22 protein-coding genes are annotated in these 18,493 nt (G+C 42.7%); 12 read left to right on the forward strand and 10 right to left on the reverse strand.

Features of this window, described 5'->3' with window-relative positions:
• Positions 1-42 precede the first annotated feature (42 nt).
• Positions 43-633 (forward strand): endonuclease dU, encoded by a 591-nt coding sequence (locus BB781_RS01420; RefSeq protein WP_094226716.1) that lies wholly within the window; start codon positions 43-45, stop codon positions 631-633.
• On the opposite strand, the gene glmM is transcribed toward BB781_RS01420, so the two are convergent.
• Positions 634-1,974, reverse strand: coding sequence for a phosphoglucosamine mutase (gene glmM, locus BB781_RS01425; RefSeq protein ID WP_094226717.1), 1,341 nt, complete (start codon positions 1,972-1,974; stop codon positions 634-636).
• A 103-nt stretch (positions 1,975-2,077) separates the two neighbouring features.
• Between glmM and larE the strand changes: the two genes are divergently transcribed.
• Genes larE through BB781_RS01445 form a run of 4 tightly spaced genes read left to right on the forward strand, consistent with a single transcriptional unit; the run spans position 2,078 to position 4,661 of the window.
• Positions 2,078-2,878 (forward strand): ATP-dependent sacrificial sulfur transferase LarE, encoded by an 801-nt coding sequence (gene larE, locus BB781_RS01430; protein ID WP_094226718.1) that lies wholly within the window; start codon positions 2,078-2,080, stop codon positions 2,876-2,878.
• The gene (locus tag BB781_RS01435) at positions 2,875-3,327 is read left to right on the forward strand and encodes a GNAT family N-acetyltransferase (RefSeq protein WP_094226719.1); all 453 of its coding nucleotides are present in this window, start codon (positions 2,875-2,877) and stop codon (positions 3,325-3,327) included. The genes larE and BB781_RS01435 overlap by 4 nt, the downstream gene beginning before the upstream one ends.
• Positions 3,328-3,337: 10 nt before the next feature.
• Positions 3,338-3,874, forward strand: coding sequence for a DUF531 domain-containing protein (locus tag BB781_RS01440; protein WP_094226720.1), 537 nt, complete (start codon positions 3,338-3,340; stop codon positions 3,872-3,874).
• 40 nt (positions 3,875-3,914) lie between these two features.
• On the forward strand, positions 3,915-4,661 hold the full coding sequence (locus tag BB781_RS01445) for a DUF166 domain-containing protein (protein WP_094226721.1): 747 nt from the start codon (positions 3,915-3,917) through the stop codon (positions 4,659-4,661).
• Positions 4,662-4,699: 38 nt separating this feature from the next.
• Here BB781_RS01445 and BB781_RS16020 read toward each other — a convergent pair whose 3' ends face one another.
• A complete protein-coding gene (locus BB781_RS16020) occupies positions 4,700-5,167 on the reverse strand; it encodes a PEF-CTERM sorting domain-containing protein (RefSeq protein WP_242492487.1) in 468 nt (155 codons plus the stop codon).
• A gap of 210 nt (positions 5,168-5,377) precedes the next feature.
• Between BB781_RS16020 and BB781_RS01455 the strand changes: the two genes are divergently transcribed.
• Positions 5,378-6,499 carry a DUF362 domain-containing protein gene (locus BB781_RS01455; RefSeq protein ID WP_094226722.1) on the forward strand — a complete coding sequence of 374 codons (1,122 nt, stop codon included), beginning with the start codon at positions 5,378-5,380 and terminating at the stop codon, positions 6,497-6,499.
• A 37-nt stretch (positions 6,500-6,536) separates the two neighbouring features.
• On the opposite strand, the gene pheS is transcribed toward BB781_RS01455, so the two are convergent.
• A complete protein-coding gene (gene pheS / locus BB781_RS01460) occupies positions 6,537-8,015 on the reverse strand; it encodes a phenylalanine--tRNA ligase subunit alpha (RefSeq protein ID WP_094226723.1) in 1,479 nt (492 codons plus the stop codon).
• Positions 8,016-8,026: 11 nt separating this feature from the next.
• Positions 8,027-9,328 carry a tryptophan--tRNA ligase gene (locus BB781_RS01465; protein ID WP_094226724.1) on the reverse strand — a complete coding sequence of 434 codons (1,302 nt, stop codon included), beginning with the start codon at positions 9,326-9,328 and terminating at the stop codon, positions 8,027-8,029.
• A 222-nt stretch (positions 9,329-9,550) separates the two neighbouring features.
• Here BB781_RS01465 and BB781_RS01470 point away from each other — a divergent pair, with 222 nt between their 5' ends.
• Positions 9,551-10,093, forward strand: a complete 543-nt coding sequence (locus tag BB781_RS01470) for a hypothetical protein (RefSeq protein ID WP_094226725.1) — start codon at positions 9,551-9,553, stop codon at positions 10,091-10,093.
• 17 nt (positions 10,094-10,110) lie between these two features.
• On the opposite strand, the gene BB781_RS01475 is transcribed toward BB781_RS01470, so the two are convergent.
• From BB781_RS01475 to BB781_RS01495, 5 genes are all read right to left on the reverse strand, one after another.
• Positions 10,111-11,313, reverse strand: a complete 1,203-nt coding sequence (locus BB781_RS01475) for a radical SAM protein (protein ID WP_242492488.1) — start codon at positions 11,311-11,313, stop codon at positions 10,111-10,113.
• Positions 11,314-12,099, reverse strand: coding sequence for an RAD55 family ATPase (locus BB781_RS01480; protein WP_094226726.1), 786 nt, complete (start codon positions 12,097-12,099; stop codon positions 11,314-11,316).
• Positions 12,100-12,207: 108 nt separating this feature from the next.
• The gene (locus BB781_RS01485; protein ID WP_094226727.1) at positions 12,208-12,816 is read right to left on the reverse strand and encodes a translation initiation factor IF-2 subunit beta; all 609 of its coding nucleotides are present in this window, start codon (positions 12,814-12,816) and stop codon (positions 12,208-12,210) included.
• A 27-nt stretch (positions 12,817-12,843) separates the two neighbouring features.
• Entirely contained in the window at positions 12,844-13,362 is a 519-nt protein-coding gene (locus BB781_RS01490) for a 50S ribosomal protein L16 (protein WP_094226728.1), read from the reverse strand.
• 185 nt (positions 13,363-13,547) lie between these two features.
• Positions 13,548-14,612, reverse strand: coding sequence for a DUF1786 domain-containing protein (locus BB781_RS01495; RefSeq protein WP_094226729.1), 1,065 nt, complete (start codon positions 14,610-14,612; stop codon positions 13,548-13,550).
• 47 nt (positions 14,613-14,659) lie between these two features.
• Between BB781_RS01495 and BB781_RS01500 the strand changes: the two genes are divergently transcribed.
• From BB781_RS01500 to BB781_RS01510, 3 genes are all read left to right on the forward strand, one after another.
• Positions 14,660-15,199, forward strand: a complete 540-nt coding sequence (locus BB781_RS01500; protein ID WP_094226730.1) for a MogA/MoaB family molybdenum cofactor biosynthesis protein — start codon at positions 14,660-14,662, stop codon at positions 15,197-15,199.
• Between the two features lie 179 nt (positions 15,200-15,378).
• Complete coding sequence (locus BB781_RS01505; RefSeq protein ID WP_094226731.1) at positions 15,379-16,077, forward strand: RAD55 family ATPase; 699 nt, start codon at positions 15,379-15,381, stop codon at positions 16,075-16,077.
• A 129-nt stretch (positions 16,078-16,206) separates the two neighbouring features.
• Positions 16,207-16,467 carry a YhbY family RNA-binding protein gene (locus tag BB781_RS01510; RefSeq protein WP_094226732.1) on the forward strand — a complete coding sequence of 87 codons (261 nt, stop codon included), beginning with the start codon at positions 16,207-16,209 and terminating at the stop codon, positions 16,465-16,467.
• Between the two features lie 9 nt (positions 16,468-16,476).
• Here BB781_RS01510 and BB781_RS01515 read toward each other — a convergent pair whose 3' ends face one another.
• On the reverse strand, positions 16,477-16,809 hold the full coding sequence (locus tag BB781_RS01515; RefSeq protein ID WP_094226733.1) for a DUF190 domain-containing protein: 333 nt from the start codon (positions 16,807-16,809) through the stop codon (positions 16,477-16,479).
• A gap of 150 nt (positions 16,810-16,959) precedes the next feature.
• Here BB781_RS01515 and BB781_RS01520 point away from each other — a divergent pair, with 150 nt between their 5' ends.
• Positions 16,960-17,385, forward strand: coding sequence for a hypothetical protein (locus BB781_RS01520; protein WP_094226734.1), 426 nt, complete (start codon positions 16,960-16,962; stop codon positions 17,383-17,385).
• A 5-nt stretch (positions 17,386-17,390) separates the two neighbouring features.
• Positions 17,391-18,464 (forward strand): cytochrome c biogenesis protein CcdA, encoded by a 1,074-nt coding sequence (locus BB781_RS01525; protein WP_164997741.1) that lies wholly within the window; start codon positions 17,391-17,393, stop codon positions 18,462-18,464.
• The last annotated feature ends 29 nt before the right edge of the window (positions 18,465-18,493 follow it).

Consider the following 18,493-nt stretch of genomic DNA (forward strand, 5'->3'; position numbering starts at 1 on the left):
TACTGGTAAGTTACTTCAGTACCCTCTTTCATATTATTTTTTGTGCAAGGACATTTTCATATTAAAAACGAGATCCGCATATTGGGAATAGATGACTCTGCGCTTATAAGTGATTCTATCACGATAGTCGGGGCTTTTTTCCGTGGTGGTATGTGGCTTGACGGCGTACTTCGTTCTGAAATTATTCGTGATGGGATGAATGCAACGGAGCGCATAGTTGAAATGGTTCTCCAGAGTAAGCATTTTCCACAGATTCGAGTAATTATGCTGGATGGCGTCACATACGGAGGCTTTAATCCTGTGGATATTGTTATTCTTTATGAAAAAACAGGAATCCCGGTGATTGTCCTAATGCGAAACCTTCCGGATTTTGAAAAGATAGAAGTTGCTCTTTTGAATCTCCCTGAAAAAGAGAAGCGGATGGAAATCATCCGAAAAGCTGGCAGAATCTGTAAAGTGGTTACAAAGGATGAGTCAAATCCTGTATTCATACAATGCTGTGGGATAGATCCAAAATTAGCTGCCCGTATCGTTGAGATATCTTCAACAAGGAGCAATATTCCTGAGCCACTCAGGGTGGCTCATCTTATTGCAACAGGAATTGTCCTTGGTGAATCAAGAGGTAAGGCCTGATCACTTTGACCTGTTAACAAGTTCAACTCCTTTTTTCATTAGGTCATCTGCTCTTTCCTTTGTTTTAGATTCTGCAAATATACGGATAATTGGCTCTGTTCCGGATGGTCGTATAAGCACCCAGCCATCGTTATGCCATACCTTCACACCGTCGGTTGTATCGACTTCATTGCCTTTGGAGAGCACTTCTTTTTTGACCTTTTCCATGGTTTTTGGGAGGTCATCTGCTCTGACCTTCGTTTTTGAATTGAAGTATGCAGGTACGCTCTGGGCAAGCTCCGACAACTTCTGTCCGTTTGCGATGATCTCCAGGAATTTAGCGCAGGCCATTGCACCGTCACGGCAGTACTGGTGTTCGGGGAAAATAAGTCCTCCGTTTCCTTCTCCTCCAAAGACCGCACCGGTGTCCATCATCTTGCGAGCCACATTGATAGAACCTACAGCAGTCCACACCAGTTCCACGCCTGCCTCCTTTGCAACATCGAGCATGCGTGAAGACGAACTTACGGGTGTGACAACAGGGCCTTTTTTCCTTTCAAGCACATATTTTGCCATCATTGCAAGCAGGACCTCTTCCTCAATGAAATCGCCATTCTCATCAAAGAATACTGCACGGTCTGCATCTCCATCCTGTGCGACTCCCATGTTAGCTCCTGAGCTCTTAACTATGCCTGCCAGTTCTGTGAGCACATCGGGAGTTGGCTCTGGATTTCTCCACGGGAATGTTCCATCTACCTGTCCATTAAGGGTCATAACCTCACATCCGAGTTTCTGGAGGAGGAACGGGAGCGTAACTGACCCTGCACCGCATCCTGTGTCTATTACGACCTTAAACTTTTTTCCGCGTATCAGTTCGTGGTCAACGGAATTGATAATTCCTCTGATGTAGTACTCATTGGCATTGTCATCATGGCGTAAGTCCCCTGTTTTTTGCCAGGGTGCGGCACTGAACTCTTTCGAATAGTATATCTTTTCGATTTCTTTTTCTCCGTCCCTTGAAAGTTCAGTTCCGTCGCCTGCTATTAATTTGATTCCATTGTATTCCCTTGGGTTGTGGGATGCAGTTATAACAATTCCTGCGTCTGCATATTCTTTCACATAGTACTGTACAGAAGGCGTAGGGCATATGCCTATGTCAATTACAGTAAGACCTGCAGAAAGTGCACCGGCAATTGCTGCAGATTTTAGCATCTCGCCTGAAGCTCTTGTATCCCTGCCGATAGCAACTACTCCGCTTGATCCCATGTATGTTCCAAGGCTTCTTGCAACATCGATTGCCAGTTGCGGAGTTATGTATTCATTTGCTATTCCCCTTACTCCATTAGTTCCAAAAAATGCCATCCGTTATCACCATTGTTAAAAGTATTACAAGTTATACGCTTGAATCCTATTTTATGTTTTGTGAGAATATGCTTAATAATTATACTCCACATATTCTTCCTGGATGGTCAATGAAAAACTGGAATTAATAAAGCAAGGCATATACGAGAAAGGGAGTGTCCTGATCGCCTTTTCCGGAGGAGTTGACAGTGCCACTCTTGCATCGATAGCTTATGATGTCCTTGGTAACAATGCGGTTGCTGTAACTGTCAAAATTCATTCATTTCCAGAAAGGGAAATGGAATTTGCTCGAAAAATTGCTGCTGAAATAGGTATTGAGCACAGGGTCATTTATTTGAATGAATTGAGTGTGCCCCTTATATCCGAAAACAGTTCAAACCGATGTTATCACTGCAAAAAGGAGATTCTTAAGACTTTAAAATCCATGAAGGATAAACTGGGTTTTAACGTAATCCTTGAGGGGAGCAATAGTTCAGATCTCAATTCTTACAGGCCGGGAAAAAGGGCGATAGATGAAGCAGGAGATGATGTTTACTCTCCTTTTATTGAATTTGATGTGAGCAAGGGAGAAATAAGGCAGATTGCAGGAGAACTCGGACTTTCTGTTGCAGACAAGCATCCTTCTCCATGTCTGGCATCTCGTTTTCCATATGATGATGCTTTGACTGAGGAGGCCATTAAAAGAGTGGAAATGGCAGAGGACTATCTGATCAAACTGGGTTTTCAGGAGTTAAGAGTGCGGGACCACAGGGGCATTGCACGCATAGAGATTCCTCCCGCTGACATGCCGGCATTGTTACAAATGCGAAATGACGTTGTATTTTACATGAAGGGACTTGGTTTTAGTTACATCACTCTGGATATGGAAGGTTTCAGGAGTGGAAGCATGGATGAGGTATTATGACCTGTGACATGACCTATGATGTAAAAATCAGGAAGGCACATAACGAAGATGAGGTGGCTATTGAGGTGCTGATGTCCACCTATTTCCTTGATATCGAAGGTACCGAAGTCGATGATTTCATTGTTGCAACAATTGATGGCCGGATAATTGGGGCAGCATGCCTTGAAACTGGAAAATTCCCGGAGGTTCACTCTATAGCTGTCCATCCGAATCATCGCGGGAAAGGAATAGGACGGCTGTTGCTTGATGCTCTGGTTTCAGATTTAAGTGGTGAGAAATTCCTTTTTGCAAGGACCACTTCACCAGTGTTTTTTGAAAAAGCCGGTTTTATCAGGCTTGATGATTCTGAAAAGAGGGAAATATGGGATGATTGTGCGCAGTGCAATAGGTTTAATACTTGTAAGCAATCTGTGTTGCGTCTGGAGATCAAAGATAATACCAGGTATTAGGTGATATTTTTTGCTGACATTAGGAATTGTTAATACTTATGATAAGATCAAAGTGTTGGATGCTCATTACAGGGCAATAGCAAGGGCGGCACCCATATGCCATGCATTTGGATTTTCTCTTGCTCTTTTTGATTTTCCTTTTAAGATGACTCCAGATGAGCTTGTAGAATATGTGGCAGATAAGACCACTATTGGTGAATCTGGCAAGTACCTGAAGTTGTTGCATGATGAGCATCATTTGTTCGTTTTTGACTTGCCTAAGAAGGGATTCCAGTCGCAGTTAGGCTCGGTGGTCGTGACAACATCAAAACCTGAAAAGAAATTATCCATCACCGCAGATGCCTTTGCAGATGAGATACTGCATAACAGATCTTTCCTCGTACTTGTGGGACTTGGTCATAAAGGGCTGCCTAAAGACCTTTTTAGCCTTGCCAGATACCATCTTGACATCACATCAAAGGGTGTTTCTCTTGAAACATGCACGGCAATTGGCTGTATACCTGCTTATCTTATGGGTATAGTTCATTCAAAAGGTACAGGAAAATAAGCAGGGAACTTTATTTAGTATCATATGTATACTATGTTGCATGCGTCTGAGTGTTTTTTATTCAGGAGAGTTTGGAAAGAAGGTTGTTGGTAACCTTGTCAATTCCGATAGTTTTTGCGTATCATGTGGTGACGTGTGTGATCACTGCCGCGAACCAAGGGCAAGCTTTGCATCTATGATAGTGGGTCTGTTTGAATTGCGCACAGATCTTCCTGATTTTGTAGAAGAACCTATGGAATATATTCCTGATAACTTGCCGCTGTCAGATCTCATTATTGCTATAGATCTGCATCCGGACATTTTGATGGCTGTTCCGGATATTGTGGCAATGACTGGTGCAAAAGCTGTCATAATACCGATAGACGATTCCAGGCTGGTGCCGGCTGGTCTTGCAGAGCAGGTAAAAAATAAGCTTGAATCTCAGGGTGTGGAATGCGCATGTCCAAAGCCTTTCTGCTCACTTGAACTCACGGGAAAATCACTTATTGATGATTTCGTAAAAATGGGATTTGGTCGTCCGTTGCTAAAGATTGATGCTGACCACGTGAACGGACTTTTCACTCACATGGAGGTCCTTAGGGATGCTCCATGCGGTGCAACATGGTTTGTTGCCAAGAAACTGAAATGGTCTGACCTGAAAGACTACAAAGAGACTATTTCAAGTGCTCATCACTCATATCCCTGTACAGCAAGCATGGAAAAAGATACACAGATAGGCGATACTATACTGCATGAAGCAGGATATATCATACGAAAAAGCGTAGAAGAAGTTATGGAAAGCAACTAACCAGCCGAATCTAAAAATGAAGGTTTAAAGGAGTATGATTACTCCTTTCTGCGCTGGAAGAAGAAAGCCAGTCCAAGGATTGCAGCTATTGGGAGTGCAATGGTTGGGAATTCCGGGATTTCTCCATTTTTACCAGGGCAGTAGTCGGAAATGACAAACTGTGTGTTACCTAGTGTTCCATTGTAGTTGAAAGTAGCAGAGAGTCCTTCTACCTCGTAGTAAGGAGTGAATATACTAAGTGCTCCTCCATTAATTTCATATTCTGTATATTGATCTCCATTAACAACGAGCTCAGCGTCTGTGACCTCACTTGCTCCTGTGATTATCCAGTGAATCCATCCAGCTTCGGTGCGTTCGGGGCTTTCACCAAGCTTATCGCATCGAAGTGAATCTGCACCTTGTCCATTCCATACCAATTGTCCATCCCATTCCGCAACAACTGCCATCGCCAATGGCATACATGCTACTAGCATAAGTATCATCGATATAGTTAATACTTTTCTCATTTTCGTACCGCCTTCCTATGAGTTAATAGTCTTTTCAGTAGACTAGTATATTATCTCTTCTTCTTTGTTCTTATACTTACCGAATATGTTCATAAAGTTATTATACTCATAATAATAATGTGGTATCTTATATAGTTCACATAAGTCCCTTCTTTCCACTCATCGCAATCTTCAATACTTATTTTAATCCTCCATCCTTACATATCATGTATGGTTTCCAAAGTATCTATTGTTCGATGTGATGATTATTCCACATCTGGAGTCGCGGTGGCTGAAGCAATATCCCTTATTGGTATTCTGGAGTCCATAATTTCCGAAGGTGACCGCGTACTCCTCAAGCCCAATGTGCTCGCGGCCCGCAAACCGGAGGATGCTGTCACAACTCATCCTTCTATCGTTGCTGCAATGTGTTATCTCGTAAAGGATGCCGGCGGTATCCCGTTCATCGGTGATGGTTCAGGCATGACCCATCCAGGAGCAACAGCTGAAGCTTTCAGAATCTCAGGTATTGAAGATGTGGCAAAGGCTCACAATGTTGAACTCATAAATTTCCAGACCGCAGGATATCTAGAAGTTGAAGTCCCGGATGCAGTCCATTTTCCAAAACTGCATATTTCAAAAGCCGTACTTGATGCAGATGTAATCATATCCCTGCCTAAGATGAAGACCCACGAACTGACTCGTTATACAGGTGCTGTCAAGAACATGTTTGGAGCATTACCCCTCAGAACCCGGAAGGAAATGCACCTTCTGGCCGACAGGAAACTGTTTGGTGAAGCGGTCATCGATTTGTACTCGGTAGCAAAGCCTCATCTTGCGGTCATGGATGCCGTTGTGGGTATGGAAGGCAACGGTCCTTCTCATGGCACGCCAGTGAATACCGGAGCGATCATGGCATCATATGATTGCGTTTCTCTCGATGTAGTAGCCTCAGGTATCATGGGTCTTGACCCCATGACAGTCCCGACCACAGTTGCAGCTCTGGAAAGAGGTTTTGGTGAAAACAACCCTGAAGTAGTAGGGGTTGATCCAAACAATGCAAAAATGAGTTATAAGCCATCAAGTGGAGGTATACTGTTCAACATACCACCTTATTTAACCAGGTTTTTTGGAAGGTACTTTGAAATGAGGCCGAAGATAGACACTTCCAGATGTATCCGATGTGATGCATGTGTCATTAACTGCTCAGCCCATGCAATTGAAGATATTGATGGGCATCTTGAAATTAACAGGCAGAAATGCATTTTGTGTTATTGCTGTCGGGAACTCTGTCCGCAGGATTCGGTGGATATTGAAAAATCACTTCTTGCAAAGGTCATCACAAGAAGATGATGCGCAAAGAACAAAAAGATGAATAACGTATGCCAGTTCAAAGCTGGCATACCTGGCTCTTGCGGAGCCAGTCAATGTCTGAATGGTACAACTGGCGCAGGTCCTTAAGCCCCAATTTCAGCATGGCAAGGCGGCTAACTCCAAGTCCCCATGCAAGTACGGGATATTTGATTCCCAGCGGGTGTGTAACTTCTTTCCTGAAAACGCCTGCTCCTCCGAGTTCAACCCATCCAAGGCCGTCCACGTATACTTCAGGCTCAACACTTGGTTCGGTGTATGGGAAGTATCCCGGCCTGAACCGTACATCCTCAAAGCCCATCCTGTGATAGAACTCAGAAAGACATCCTAATAAATTTGAGAATGACATGTCTTTGTCCATCACAACACCTTCGAGCTGTTCGAACTCGGGTGTGTGTGTAGGGTCGATAGTTTCCCTGCGGTATGCCCTGTCTATTGAGAAAGCCTTTATAGGAGGTTCCGGGTTGTCTGCAAGGTATTTGATTGTCAATGCAGTTGTATGTGTTCTTAAGACATTCTTGCAGGCAATCTCCTCGCTCCATTTACTCCCCCATCCGGTTGATCCCGTCTCTCCGCCGTGCTCATGCATGGCACATACATTATCCTTGTATTCTTCTGGAAGTTCTGATGTGCTGGAAAGGTGGAAAGTATCCTGCATTTCCCTTGCAGGGTGGTCTTGTGGCTGGAACAGTGAATCGAAGTTCCAGAATGAACTCTGTATTGCCTCTCCCTTGATCTCAGTGAATCCCATATCCAGGAAAATACGTCTCATCTCATCGATAAGGCGCTGGTATGGATGTATCTTTGCTCCGTATACTGGTTTTGGAGTTGTATGAATGTTATAGGGTCTGAACTTCTTATTTTTCCACTCGCCACTCTTCAGGAGTTCGGATGTTATCTGCGCAAGCTCTTCTTCGATCACGATACCTGCGGCAGCAAGTTTTTTTCCATCTGCCGTGACCTTGATCTTCCTTTGTTTGTTCTCGCTCTTTGCCACAAGCTTGCGTTTGATGAGGTCGTTGATAATTCCTTCATCTGCTCCAAGATCATCGAACGCCTTCTCTCCCCCTGCAAATGCAACCAGTGTTTTTTCATCAGCACCTGTTTGAGCGTCTCCTATTGGAATTATCATACCTTTGTCGATCCCTGCCCATCCTTTGCGGCGCAGCCACCCAGTAGCAATGCCCACAAGGGCCGGTGAGAACTTTTCTTTAAGTTCCTCCATGGATGCAGGTTCGAATATGGCATTGATAATCTGTCTTTCAGGAAGTCCTTCTTCAGCGTACTTCTTTCCTTCTGCAGTAAGTCCAAAAATGTCGGTAACAGTTTCCTCTACCTGCACAAGCCCTTTCTCTTCAAGCAAAAAGGCGGCTTGCATTGCAGTTTCCATTTTCATTCCGGCCTTTTCAGCTAACTCACCGGGGCTTGCATCATCTAGATTTTCCAATGTTATCAATACATTCTTCTCATTGGATGTAAGGTTGTACTGGGAGCTCATAATTACACCTGTTAAATTGATACGTATTCATCAAGTCTGTCTCTGGCAACTTCACGCAGTTCCTGATGCTCTTTGAGGAATTTTTCTGTCCTCTCAGCTGCAAGGGCTTTGCAGTTTCCACAAACTCTGCTACCCTGACGGCATTCTGTGTAGATCTGTGCCAGTTCCTCATCGTCTTCCACAAGATGGAAAAGGAACATTTCATAGACAGAACATTTCTCTGGTTCGCCACCAAGTTTCTTCTGTTCTTCAAGTGTCATCCTGCCGCCGGTCTTTGCCCTCTTCACCTTCTTTGCTGCACCAGCCGGGTTTTCAGTGAGTGATATATAACTTTCAGGAACACTGCTTGACATCTTTCCGCCCTGCAATCCTGACATAAAACGGTGATATGTTGAGGAGGGTGGTACGAATGCATACCCTCCTGCTTCAAGTTCTACTTCCCTTACAGTCTTCAGAAGCAGTTCATAATTATCAGTATCAAAGATATCAACATGTCCATCAAAGAGTTTTGTCTTTCCGGGGATACGCTCACTCAGTTCTTTCAGGGCTTCTTCTGGAGCTGCCTTGCTGCGGACACTTAAGTATTTATTTCCTTTATTGTCTTCCCTGCCTTCTATCTTGAACATGTTCATCTTGTGGCCCAGACCTCTTGTCAGGCGAATGTGCGGGTCCTGGTCTGCACCAACAGGTATGACAGTTGGTTTTGGTCCGCCGTACTCTTCAAGCTGAGGGTGGAGTATGTCTGCACTCTGGGTGACTGCGCTGAGCATGTGTGAGACGCTGGTCTCACCTGTGAATCCGTAGATAGCACTAAGTTCCGAGAAATTTGCCTTTGAGCCAAGTTCAAATGCAAGGTCTTTGACCTGCTCTGATCCTGACTGGAAGTAAATATGTCCATCAGGTTCAAAACCAAGGGCAATGAGACTGATTATGTATTCGTTTATGCCTATGTCCCTGCATTTTTCCCATGACATTCCCCTGACTGAATGTGCTTCACGGTCCGCGATGCCGACAAAGGCATCTCCGCCCTGTTGCTGATGCCATATGATCTCTTCCATCACCATTTTGTGTCCGAGGTGTATCTTCCCGGAAGGCATGAACCCGCTCATGACCGAGAACGGTTTTTTATTCTTCATTGCATCGTTTATCAGGTCATAACTGCGGTGTCCGAAAATGATCTTACGGTTCATGAACTTGTGAGGATTCTCTATCTCCCGGACCATTTCATCAAATGGCAGTATTCCAAATTCATCGAATAACTTGGAATAATCGTCAATGTTCAATGCGCTCCATGGGTCGATCTTCATGTTCATATATGTCCTCTTAGCTTTCCGGTTCTCGGATATCTTTTTTACTTAGTGTCAGGCACTTAAAATTGTTAGTAAAAATACCTTGTGATATGTAAAGGTTCTTATTGCAGCTTTGCAGTCAACACTATAATATTAATTTAATTTATCGTAAATATTAAGTATAATTAACGTAATTTCTTACTGTTCATTTTTACTTGCTAGTGTGGATTACGTGAGGATTAAGGCATGGATATAACTTTCTTTCATTTTGGAGCATTGTTCTTTGGTTTGGTGGCATTATATAATTTGTATTCTGCGCATAAATATGGGGAAAGCTATTTGCCTGTGATCGTGGGTACGATGATGTTCATTTCATTAGTATTAATCATCATTTTTCCCTGGCAATATGGCTACATTGCTTTCATGCTTACTGCAATATTCTCTGTTACAAAATACAGAAGGGTCCACGATATTAATAAAAAGAAAATGAAAAGGTATATGGACGATTCAAAAAACAATGAATCATTAAAACCTATAGATTATTTCACTGGATGGAAATTACTTCATCGTTTAAATAAAAAATATGGTCCCAATAAAGCTTCACTTATCAACTCATTCTTTATGTGGGTGTTCGGTATCCTTCTGATATGTATATCCCGATATATGTGGCCTGACATATTCTCAAATCTCCGTTACATTGCATTTATCATGACATTGGTGGTGCTTGGATTTTACTGGCAGAACAAAAAGCTTCTTGAAAGTCTTGATTCAGGCGATGCCAGCAAGTAAAAGAAAAGTAAAAATGATTAGGATTGAACCTTATCGATATCATAAGGCTTCGATGCATCTTCAGGTATCTTGTCCACAAGAAGCAGATACTCTTTTTCCTGCATCAGGCATGTTCCGCGCTGGCCTCGGAATCGTTTATCCTTACGTATCTTGCTCCATACATCCTTTATGGAGCTGTCCTGTATGTTACCATAGCTGAATGGAATGTAGGGGCAGGGTTTTACCAAACCGTCAACGCATACATGCATCCACCTCTGGCCTGCCATGCAGCCAAGCATCTTTCCCTCAAAGTAAGAGTTAGCAAAAATGCGTGGTCCACCTTTGGTGGAATTGATGCGGTGATACATCTCAAGTACTTTCTGCCTATCGTCTTGGGATATTATGGGGTCATCTTTCTTCTTTGGAACGGATTCCCACAGAGAAAACTCATGAACTCCTATATCTTTTGCCAGCTCGTACATTGCAGGAAGTTCATCTATGTTCTTTGGTGAGACGTGGGTTGCCATTGTAACAAGTAACCCAGCTTCAAGTCCCATTCTCATTGCATTTGTCGCTATCTCAAAAGCACCGTCCAGGCGACGTACTGCATCATGCTTTGAAGGGTCTGTGGAATATATGCTGACAAGCAGGTTGTATAATCCTGCTTCCTTGAGGCGCCTTGCAGTCTCAGACGTCATCTCAGTACCCGGGGTGTACATATTGACAATAGCACGCTCCTTGTCAACGTAACTGATGAGCTCGTAGATATCTTCCCGTAGCATTGGGTCCCCTTCAGTGAATACAATGACCATTGCTCCCATGTCAAGCACGTCATCTATGGCCTTTTTTATAGTTTCGATGTCCAGGTCCCCTTCTCCTCCGCTGACCACGCAATGCTCACAATTGCATTTGCAGTTGCGTGTTATCTCAAAGGAAACAGTTTCAGGGACATATCTTCCCAATGCTATCTGTGTTTCGGCCAGCAGTAACCGGTTGAACGCTTTACTGGGTATGGGTGGCACCCATGTGGATGCTATTACTGTATCGTCATCCACAAAAGCAGGTTTTTCCTCCTTTAACCTTTCATTGATCTTCTTTAAAAAAGAATCACAAGCCTTGCGTAAAGCTCCATATGCCTTAAGCTGAACAAAGTCCGCTTTTTTATCCATTTTGATTGAAAGTCCGGGTATTGAAACCAATGTAATATCTTTGTTATCTGAACCTTTCTGATCGGCTTTCATTTACTCTTCCCCTAAAATCGAAAATCTTTCCAAGGAGAATACGTCCGCTTCCTTGCTGATAACAGATTCAGATGGGTACACAATAATGCCTTTATCAGTTATCACATATGGCCGAAGCGCTTCATCATGTTTGACGCCCCGCATTTTCAGTATCTCAAGGGACCTGATCCGTTCTCCACCAATCCTGAATACCTTAAGGCAGATAACTCCTTCGGCAAGGTATTCCTCTACACTGAAATTGTTAGGGTCTTTATTTACCTCGCTCGTTATTATGGTGGTACAATCAAAACTTTCAACATTTTTTATGAATTCGAGGATAATATGTCTCACATTTACAGGGTCAGGGGATATCTTAAGCGATGTCATTGAATCAATAAAAAGACGTTTAGCATCAATTTCCCGGATGCTTGCGTATATTTGTTTCAGCACGGTTTCAAGGGTTGCGTTCTCATGATCTTCCTGCTTGTCAGGTTCCATGGTTTTTTTTATATAACGGCCATATGCAATGGGGTCGACCCTTATTAAGCGGAGTTTGTTTTCCTTAATGAGACGTTCCATATCCCATCCGTATCTCCACATATTTCTCATAATGCGTCCGGGCGTCTCTTCAAAAGTGACATAGACTCCCGGCTCATTGTAATTAGTTATTCCCGAATACAGGTAATGTGAGCCAAAAGTAGATTTTCCTGCGCCAGGTCCTCCTGTCAGGAGAATTACATCGTTTTCAATAAATCCGCCTTCGATAAGTTCATCAAAGCCTGGTATTCCTGTAGGTACTCGTGCCATATATTTCCTCGGGAAATTATTTAGAGCGGTTTAATAGAATTCCCGCGCAATTTATATAAACAATTGCTTCTGAAAAAAAGAGATAATTGATACCTGTTTGCTCAGGTATCACACTTTCTCGGCAAATGCAAGGGTTCCGCTGATTCTCTTGACTCTGATCTTGAGAGTTTCACCCTTTGCAGCACCTGGTACAAATATGGTGAATTTGTCCATCTTTGCAATTCCATCGCCTTTGGAACCGACTGCATCAATACGAACATCGTATTCTTTACCTTCTTCAATGGAGTCTTGTTTGACAGGTGCACTGGCACGTCTTTTCTTCACAGGTCTGTGTGCTCCGCAAGCTGAGCACTTCAACACTATGATCCTGTCCATCTTCATAAGCTGGGTATCCGGTCTTCCACATTCTGAACACATGACAAACTCTTCTACATATGCTTCGATGTTCGACTGGAACTGCTCCTTTGAGAACCTTCCCTGGAATATAGCTCTCATTCCATCTATCTTACCTGCAGTACCCATTTCACGTGTAAGGTACTTCATCAGATGGTCAGGGTCCCTGTTCACAACATCTGCAATGTTGTTGAAATTATCAAGGATCGTGGTCTTACCTTCCACCATAATTTTAGGTTCAGGGATTACGAAACGGGCATCCGTAGTCTCCATGTCAGGTAAGTTTGCTATTGCACGATCCAGAAGCGCTTCGTAATCTTCCATCTTTAATCCCTCGTTGTTATCTAATACTTACTTTACAAGTTCCTGTCCCTGATCTACTACAATCCTGACAGGTGTTGGCAGTTTATGGCCTGCTTTTCGAAGTGCATCTTTTGCCATTACAAAGTGCTCTTTGTTTACAGAGATTGTAAATATCTTCTGGCCGGCTGAAACTCTTGCTGCAGTTCCGACGTTCTTTCCGTATGCACCACGCATACCACTTGATACACGGTCTGCACCTGCTCCGGTAGCTTGCTTGTTCTCCCTGAGAACCTCGTGTGGGTAAACTCTCAGTTTGATGTGGAAACCCGTACGTCCTGCAGCGTTCGTCATTGCCCTGTTGGCAGTTATACGTGCAGCTTCAAGTGAAGTGTGACGTAACTGGCATCTTTCGTTTGCTATAAGTGTGACCTTTATAGGGAACTCTGCACTTTTGTTGCCCATGTCGTAGTGAATAACCTGACTTCCAGGTACTCCACCCATGTATTTCCTTCTTGTGAATGAACGTTGTCTGACGTTCCTATACATACTTGCTGGTTTTCTTACCATGAACTAAAATCTCCTCGAATTGATTATTGCAATAAAGCATGATACTATTAAAAGTACCGCTGGTTTTTCCGCATCTTAATTGATATGTATATATTTGTATTTGTTGATGTTGCTTATCAACAATATAGCGTAATCTCGATGGCTGTTCTCATACTACCTTGGTGTTTATAAGCCTTATCACCGGATCAAAGGTCTCCCTTTAAATGGGAGGTCAGCAATCCGTAACAACCAGAGAGCATCATATTTCCAAAAGGTGCTGCAAAATGAAGTTTTTCCCATATATTTCGTTCCCTGTCTTCATCTCTCATGTTCTGCAGGATGTTGCGCCTGGGGCCCGTGATCATTATTGAATGAATTGCTTTTAATCCCATGCTTTCTTTTATATAACATCCGTGTCCGCCTTCATTGTAAATATCTTCAAATTTTAGGTTTCCGCAGGCAAAGTCATTGATATGCTGTTGGAGTTTTATTCCGTCAAGGGCTGAAGTGTGATGTTCAAAAAGAGCTACAATCCTGTTATTGTCAACTATTGCCGCAAGGGTATGTCCGTTCCCTATATTCACGACAATTGCTGGTTGTATGGCTTTAGGATCAAGGAGTGCACCAAATATCGCTGCAGGTCCGGTGTCCATTATAACACTATCCTTTTTGCCAATTGTGCGTGACACCGATGCCATGCGGGTGAACTCTTCAGGAATTGCATCTCCTTTATAGGCAAACCTGCCAAAGTCTCCTCCTTCATCAATCAGTCTTTCAAATATCCTGAACCTATAAATGCGGTTACTTATGTCCGGCGAATTTCCGTGGTCCTGCACAGCCACAGCAACTTTGTCAGGCATATCCTCCCCAAAACTCTGAAGTGCATTCTCTATTGCATTGAGGTCAATGTCCTGTAAAAATATCTCTTCCAGTTCATCAGGTATGTTCTCACTATCTTTTAATATAATAATTCCCAGTGCTCTTACTTTTTCAAGATCATCCTTTATTGTAAGGGCTGCGTTTTCAGTAGCGTATACTTTGCAACCCTTTTTAATGTGATCCTTGATAGCTCTTACAGAAGGTCCTCCTCCCATTACATCTCCTTTAAGAACTATATCATGTCCCATTTTAGTCGCTTTCTTGATCCTGCCAGCAATAATAACAGTTGGTGATGGCATAACCATCACAAAGCTGTTCTCTACTTCTCTTTCAGTATCGTGCAGGAGTATGTCCTGAGTACCGGTGCCTACATCAATCGCAAGTATTCTCATGCTTATATCGAGTGATTCTTATACTTATTCAGGTATAAATACTTCGTATGAGCAGCCCAACAACAAGAGAACATAAAAAAGATGCAGAGGGTTCTTATTCTTTTTACCTGATCACAATTTCAACTTCAAGGTATGAGAAACATGGAAGTGTTTTATCTCCCGATGATGCAGAAGACGTTTCTGGAAAACTGATGCATGATCTCGTCCTTTCAAAAGGTCATCATGTTTCAAAATATGAGCTTGTTCCAGATAACCCTTCGGTTATAATCGGTTCTGTGCACCATGCTCTTGACTCAGATGCAGATATTATAATAACAAGTGGCGGTACAGGACTAGCTTCAAAGGATGTGACTATAGAATCACTTGTGCCCATGTTTGAAAAAGAAATTCCCGGATTTGGTGAACTGTTCAGGTATAAAAGTATAGGACAGATCGGAAGTTCAGTTATCCTTACGCGGGCATCAGCTGGCTTGCTTAAAGGCAAAATTATCTTCTGCCTTCCAGGTTCCCCTTCAGCAGTCGAACTTGCGTTGAGTGAGATTATCCTTCTGGAGGCTGGCCATCTTGTGAAACATGCTCGTCAGTAACCAAAAAAGGTTTATAGTGTGTCCTTTATTTAAGCAAGGTGTGCTAAAAGGCACTTTTATATATGTTAGTATTTATATATTGTACAGGATTTCATATATATCTCAATCATTCCTTTACCGCAAATCGGGAATTTCGTTAAAGGGTAAATCCTATATACAATCCCAATGAAGAGGGAAACATGTCCGGCTACTCTTTAGGTATCAAGGAACTGGATGAACTGCTTGGCAGTATCCGGGAAGGAACCAATCTGATGATGATAGGTCCTCCTATGAGCCGCAAAGATGATCTGCTGAATGCAATTATTTATAATAGTTACAGTTCGGATGATTCCGCCATTCTTGTTTCCACTCGCGAACCAGGGGAACGCGTACTTGGTTGGTTTGAGGATAACGGTATGGACATTTCAAATGCCGATATTGGTGTCGTTGACTGTGTAACCAAAACGCTTGGGCTGAGTGCAGGCGATACTGATAAGATCAAGAGGGCGTCAAGTCCTGTCGACCTTACAGGTATTGGGGTCAAGATCAGTCAGTTCTTTGAAGAAATGCTGGTGAGAAAGCAGAAGCAAAAAATACATCTGTGTATTAATTCGCTGTCTACCATTCTCATGTATTCGAACATACAGACAGTTTTCAGGTTCCTTCACGTATTTACCGGACGCGTCAAAGCAGCTAATGGATTTGGTCTTTATGTTGTAGAGGACGAGATGCATGATGTACAGACCATAGCTACGCTGAAACAGCTCTTTGATGGTATGATCGAGATAAAGGCAGTAGGAGATGCTTATGCCATGAGGGTAGTAGGAATGACCTCAAAACCTACGCCATGGTTTGAGTACAGTATTGACGGGAAGGATATATCCCTCAAGAGAACATAATATCTTCTCAAATACCTGAATCTTTAATGTTTCCGGTATATTGCTCATTTTATCTTTTTGAATGGACATGCTTTTTATAGTATCTTACAATTGAATCATTTATAGTGGACTATTATCAGGTGTATTATTATGGATAAAGAAAAGTTATATCAGTTAAAAGTTGAAGCCACAAAAATCAAACCGCTTATTAATATCGGAAAGAACGGTATGACTGAGTCTGTTGTGGAAGAGATTAAAAAGCAGGTAAAGGCAAACCATCTGGTCAAGATAAAAATGTTAAAGACCAGTGTGGAAGGCGAAGATATCAAAGTATCTGCGGAAAAGCTTGCAGAGGCAACCAAAACAACCCTTATAGATGTAAGGGGAAGCACAGTGGTGCTCTACAAGTAATCAGCAAATCTAAATATCTTCTTTAAAACCTTCTCCCGAAACGACCTCTGTCTCCTGGACCATCATCAGTTCCGTTGGCAACATTTCCTTAAGTTTTGGAATAAGGTTCCTTATTTTTTCTTCCTTGTCCACTGCCTGCACGATCACCGGAAGGTCTATTCCAAGCCTTAGCACGCTTGCAGTGTGTATTTTATGATGGATCCCATATCCTTCTATACAATGATGAACCGTGGCACCTGCAATTCCTTCATCCTTCAGGAATTCTATAACGGCATGGTGTGCAGTTTTTCCGTGGTATTTATCGTTCTCACTAAGATATATCCTCAAAAGCAATGTTCTCATGGCCGATTTCCTCTGCTGTATTATATAATGCTTTTAAACGTAACAATACTACATTTGTTTCCTGGTTATAATTAGTAAAGCCATTCTCAAGTACTTATTGTTCATTCTATTCAGCAACGTTTATAGCATAAATGCGATTACCATATTACTATGGAAAAAAGTAAACCCATAGTTGTCGCATCGCTGGCAGTTGTTGTATGTGCAAGTATTGTGGGTGCATATATGGTGCTTGGCCCCGGGGTCAATGGTCCGGATATCACTTCATCCCAGGCAATTGATATCGTTATGAGCAATCCGAATGCGTCTGAATACTTTTCGTCCCTTTACAAGGTTGAAGACTGGAGAGTTACAACTACAACACTTGTTGAATCCTCTCCAAACGGCAATGCTTCCGAAGTTGGGGTATGGAAAGTTGAGATCCTGGAACGCACTTGTGCCTGTGCAGGTGTAAAGCCCCTGAATGTGATAGAAGGATATGTATCAGCCAGCACCGGTGAGCTTCTGGAAATCAGTGTTGGATACGCTTCCGAAAGTGAATATGATAAGAACACATGTTCATCAACAGCCTGTCACTAAAAGATATGAGCAGGATAGTTTTTACTCTGATCCTATTTTTATTGCTTTCAGCCGGAATAGGCAGGGCTGGAAATACATCGGTCGAATATTTCTATGAGGGCGGATGCCTCAAATGTGAGCAAGCTTCGCCGGTAATTGAGAACGTAATTTCTCAGAATTCAGCCATCGATTTCTTTGCATACGAGATTGCTTCCTCATTCAGCATTGCCAGACAATATGGCGTAAAAACAGTTCCTGCGGTTGTCATTAACAGGAGCCTTGTCATAAGCTATGACGACTATAAAGGGGACATGGTGTTGTTTGAAACGCTGCTTTCAGAAGGCATTGAAACAGCATCCCCCATTACAGGTGCAACTCCCTCTGAGCTTCCAAATTCTTCAGCAGCATGGATTACCGATACGCAAACGCCTCTGCTTATATTCATTGCAGGTCTGCTTGCAGGATTCAACCCATGTCTCATTGCAGTGATGGCCTTCCTTGCATCAGTTGTAGTATCATCTGCTGGTTCACGCAAAGACATGCTTGTGCTAGTAACAGGTTTTTGTGCTGGTATATTTGTGACCTACATGGTTGTTGGTTTTGGTATACTGAACACTATCAGTTACTTCCCTGGAATTAGGAAAACGATTACAACTCTAATGGTCCTGTCGGTAGCATTCCTTGGGTTGTGGCATCTTTATGATGCATACTATATAAGAAGACACTTAAAATCGTCATTCAAAACCCCTCGATACTTCGTAGACTTCATGAGCAAGGCAGATGGCAAGAATATTCTGCTAATATCATTTGTTGGTGGCGGTCTTTTTTCCCTTGTCAAAGCTCCATGCGTGGGTGCAGTTTATCTCATGATTCTTGAGATGCTAATAACAGGTGACGATCTTGTAAAAGGTACTCTGTATATGGGTCTTTATAATCTGGGTGTCATTTTGCCGATATTGATTCTTGGTGCTCTCCTTGCTTTTGGTCTCGATCCGAAAAAAGTTCATGATTTCAGGGAGAAAAAGCGTGTGGAGGTACGCCTCATAACCGGTGTGATCCTTATACTCCTGGCTATACTTCTTAATTTCAATATAATCTGACTAACAGTGTTGTTTGAGGGTGGCCAGAT

This window comes from Methanolobus psychrotolerans (assembly GCF_002243045.1).
GTDB classification, from domain to species: domain Archaea; phylum Halobacteriota; class Methanosarcinia; order Methanosarcinales; family Methanosarcinaceae; genus Methanolobus; species Methanolobus psychrotolerans.

Coding starts and splice junctions, on each gene's coding strand:
- glmM (WP_094226717.1), bottom strand. CDS start 1,974: ATGGCATTTTTTGGAACTAATGGAGTAAGGGGAATAGCAAATGAATAC.
- BB781_RS01525 (WP_164997741.1), top strand. CDS start 17,391: ATGAGCAGGATAGTTTTTACTCTGATCCTATTTTTATTGCTTTCAGCC.
- BB781_RS01495 (WP_094226729.1), bottom strand. CDS start 14,612: ATGAGAATACTTGCGATTGATGTAGGCACCGGTACTCAGGACATACTC.
- BB781_RS01475 (WP_242492488.1), bottom strand. CDS start 11,313: ATGAAAGCCGATCAGAAAGGTTCAGATAACAAAGATATTACATTGGTT.
- BB781_RS01505 (WP_094226731.1), top strand. CDS start 15,379: ATGTCCGGCTACTCTTTAGGTATCAAGGAACTGGATGAACTGCTTGGC.
- BB781_RS01500 (WP_094226730.1), top strand. CDS start 14,660: ATGAGCAGCCCAACAACAAGAGAACATAAAAAAGATGCAGAGGGTTCT.
- pheS (WP_094226723.1), bottom strand. CDS start 8,015: ATGAGCTCCCAGTACAACCTTACATCCAATGAGAAGAATGTATTGATA.
- BB781_RS01470 (WP_094226725.1), top strand. CDS start 9,551: ATGGATATAACTTTCTTTCATTTTGGAGCATTGTTCTTTGGTTTGGTG.
- larE (WP_094226718.1), top strand. CDS start 2,078: ATGGTCAATGAAAAACTGGAATTAATAAAGCAAGGCATATACGAGAAA.
- BB781_RS01435 (WP_094226719.1), top strand. CDS start 2,875: ATGACCTGTGACATGACCTATGATGTAAAAATCAGGAAGGCACATAAC.
- BB781_RS16020 (WP_242492487.1), bottom strand. CDS start 5,167: ATGAGAAAAGTATTAACTATATCGATGATACTTATGCTAGTAGCATGT.
- BB781_RS01520 (WP_094226734.1), top strand. CDS start 16,960: ATGGAAAAAAGTAAACCCATAGTTGTCGCATCGCTGGCAGTTGTTGTA.
- BB781_RS01480 (WP_094226726.1), bottom strand. CDS start 12,099: ATGGCACGAGTACCTACAGGAATACCAGGCTTTGATGAACTTATCGAA.
- BB781_RS01485 (WP_094226727.1), bottom strand. CDS start 12,816: ATGGAAGATTACGAAGCGCTTCTGGATCGTGCAATAGCAAACTTACCT.
- BB781_RS01455 (WP_094226722.1), top strand. CDS start 5,378: ATGGTTTCCAAAGTATCTATTGTTCGATGTGATGATTATTCCACATCT.
- BB781_RS01445 (WP_094226721.1), top strand. CDS start 3,915: ATGCGTCTGAGTGTTTTTTATTCAGGAGAGTTTGGAAAGAAGGTTGTT.
- BB781_RS01510 (WP_094226732.1), top strand. CDS start 16,207: ATGGATAAAGAAAAGTTATATCAGTTAAAAGTTGAAGCCACAAAAATC.
- BB781_RS01465 (WP_094226724.1), bottom strand. CDS start 9,328: ATGAACATGAAGATCGACCCATGGAGCGCATTGAACATTGACGATTAT.
- BB781_RS01490 (WP_094226728.1), bottom strand. CDS start 13,362: ATGGTAAGAAAACCAGCAAGTATGTATAGGAACGTCAGACAACGTTCA.
- BB781_RS01515 (WP_094226733.1), bottom strand. CDS start 16,809: ATGAGAACATTGCTTTTGAGGATATATCTTAGTGAGAACGATAAATAC.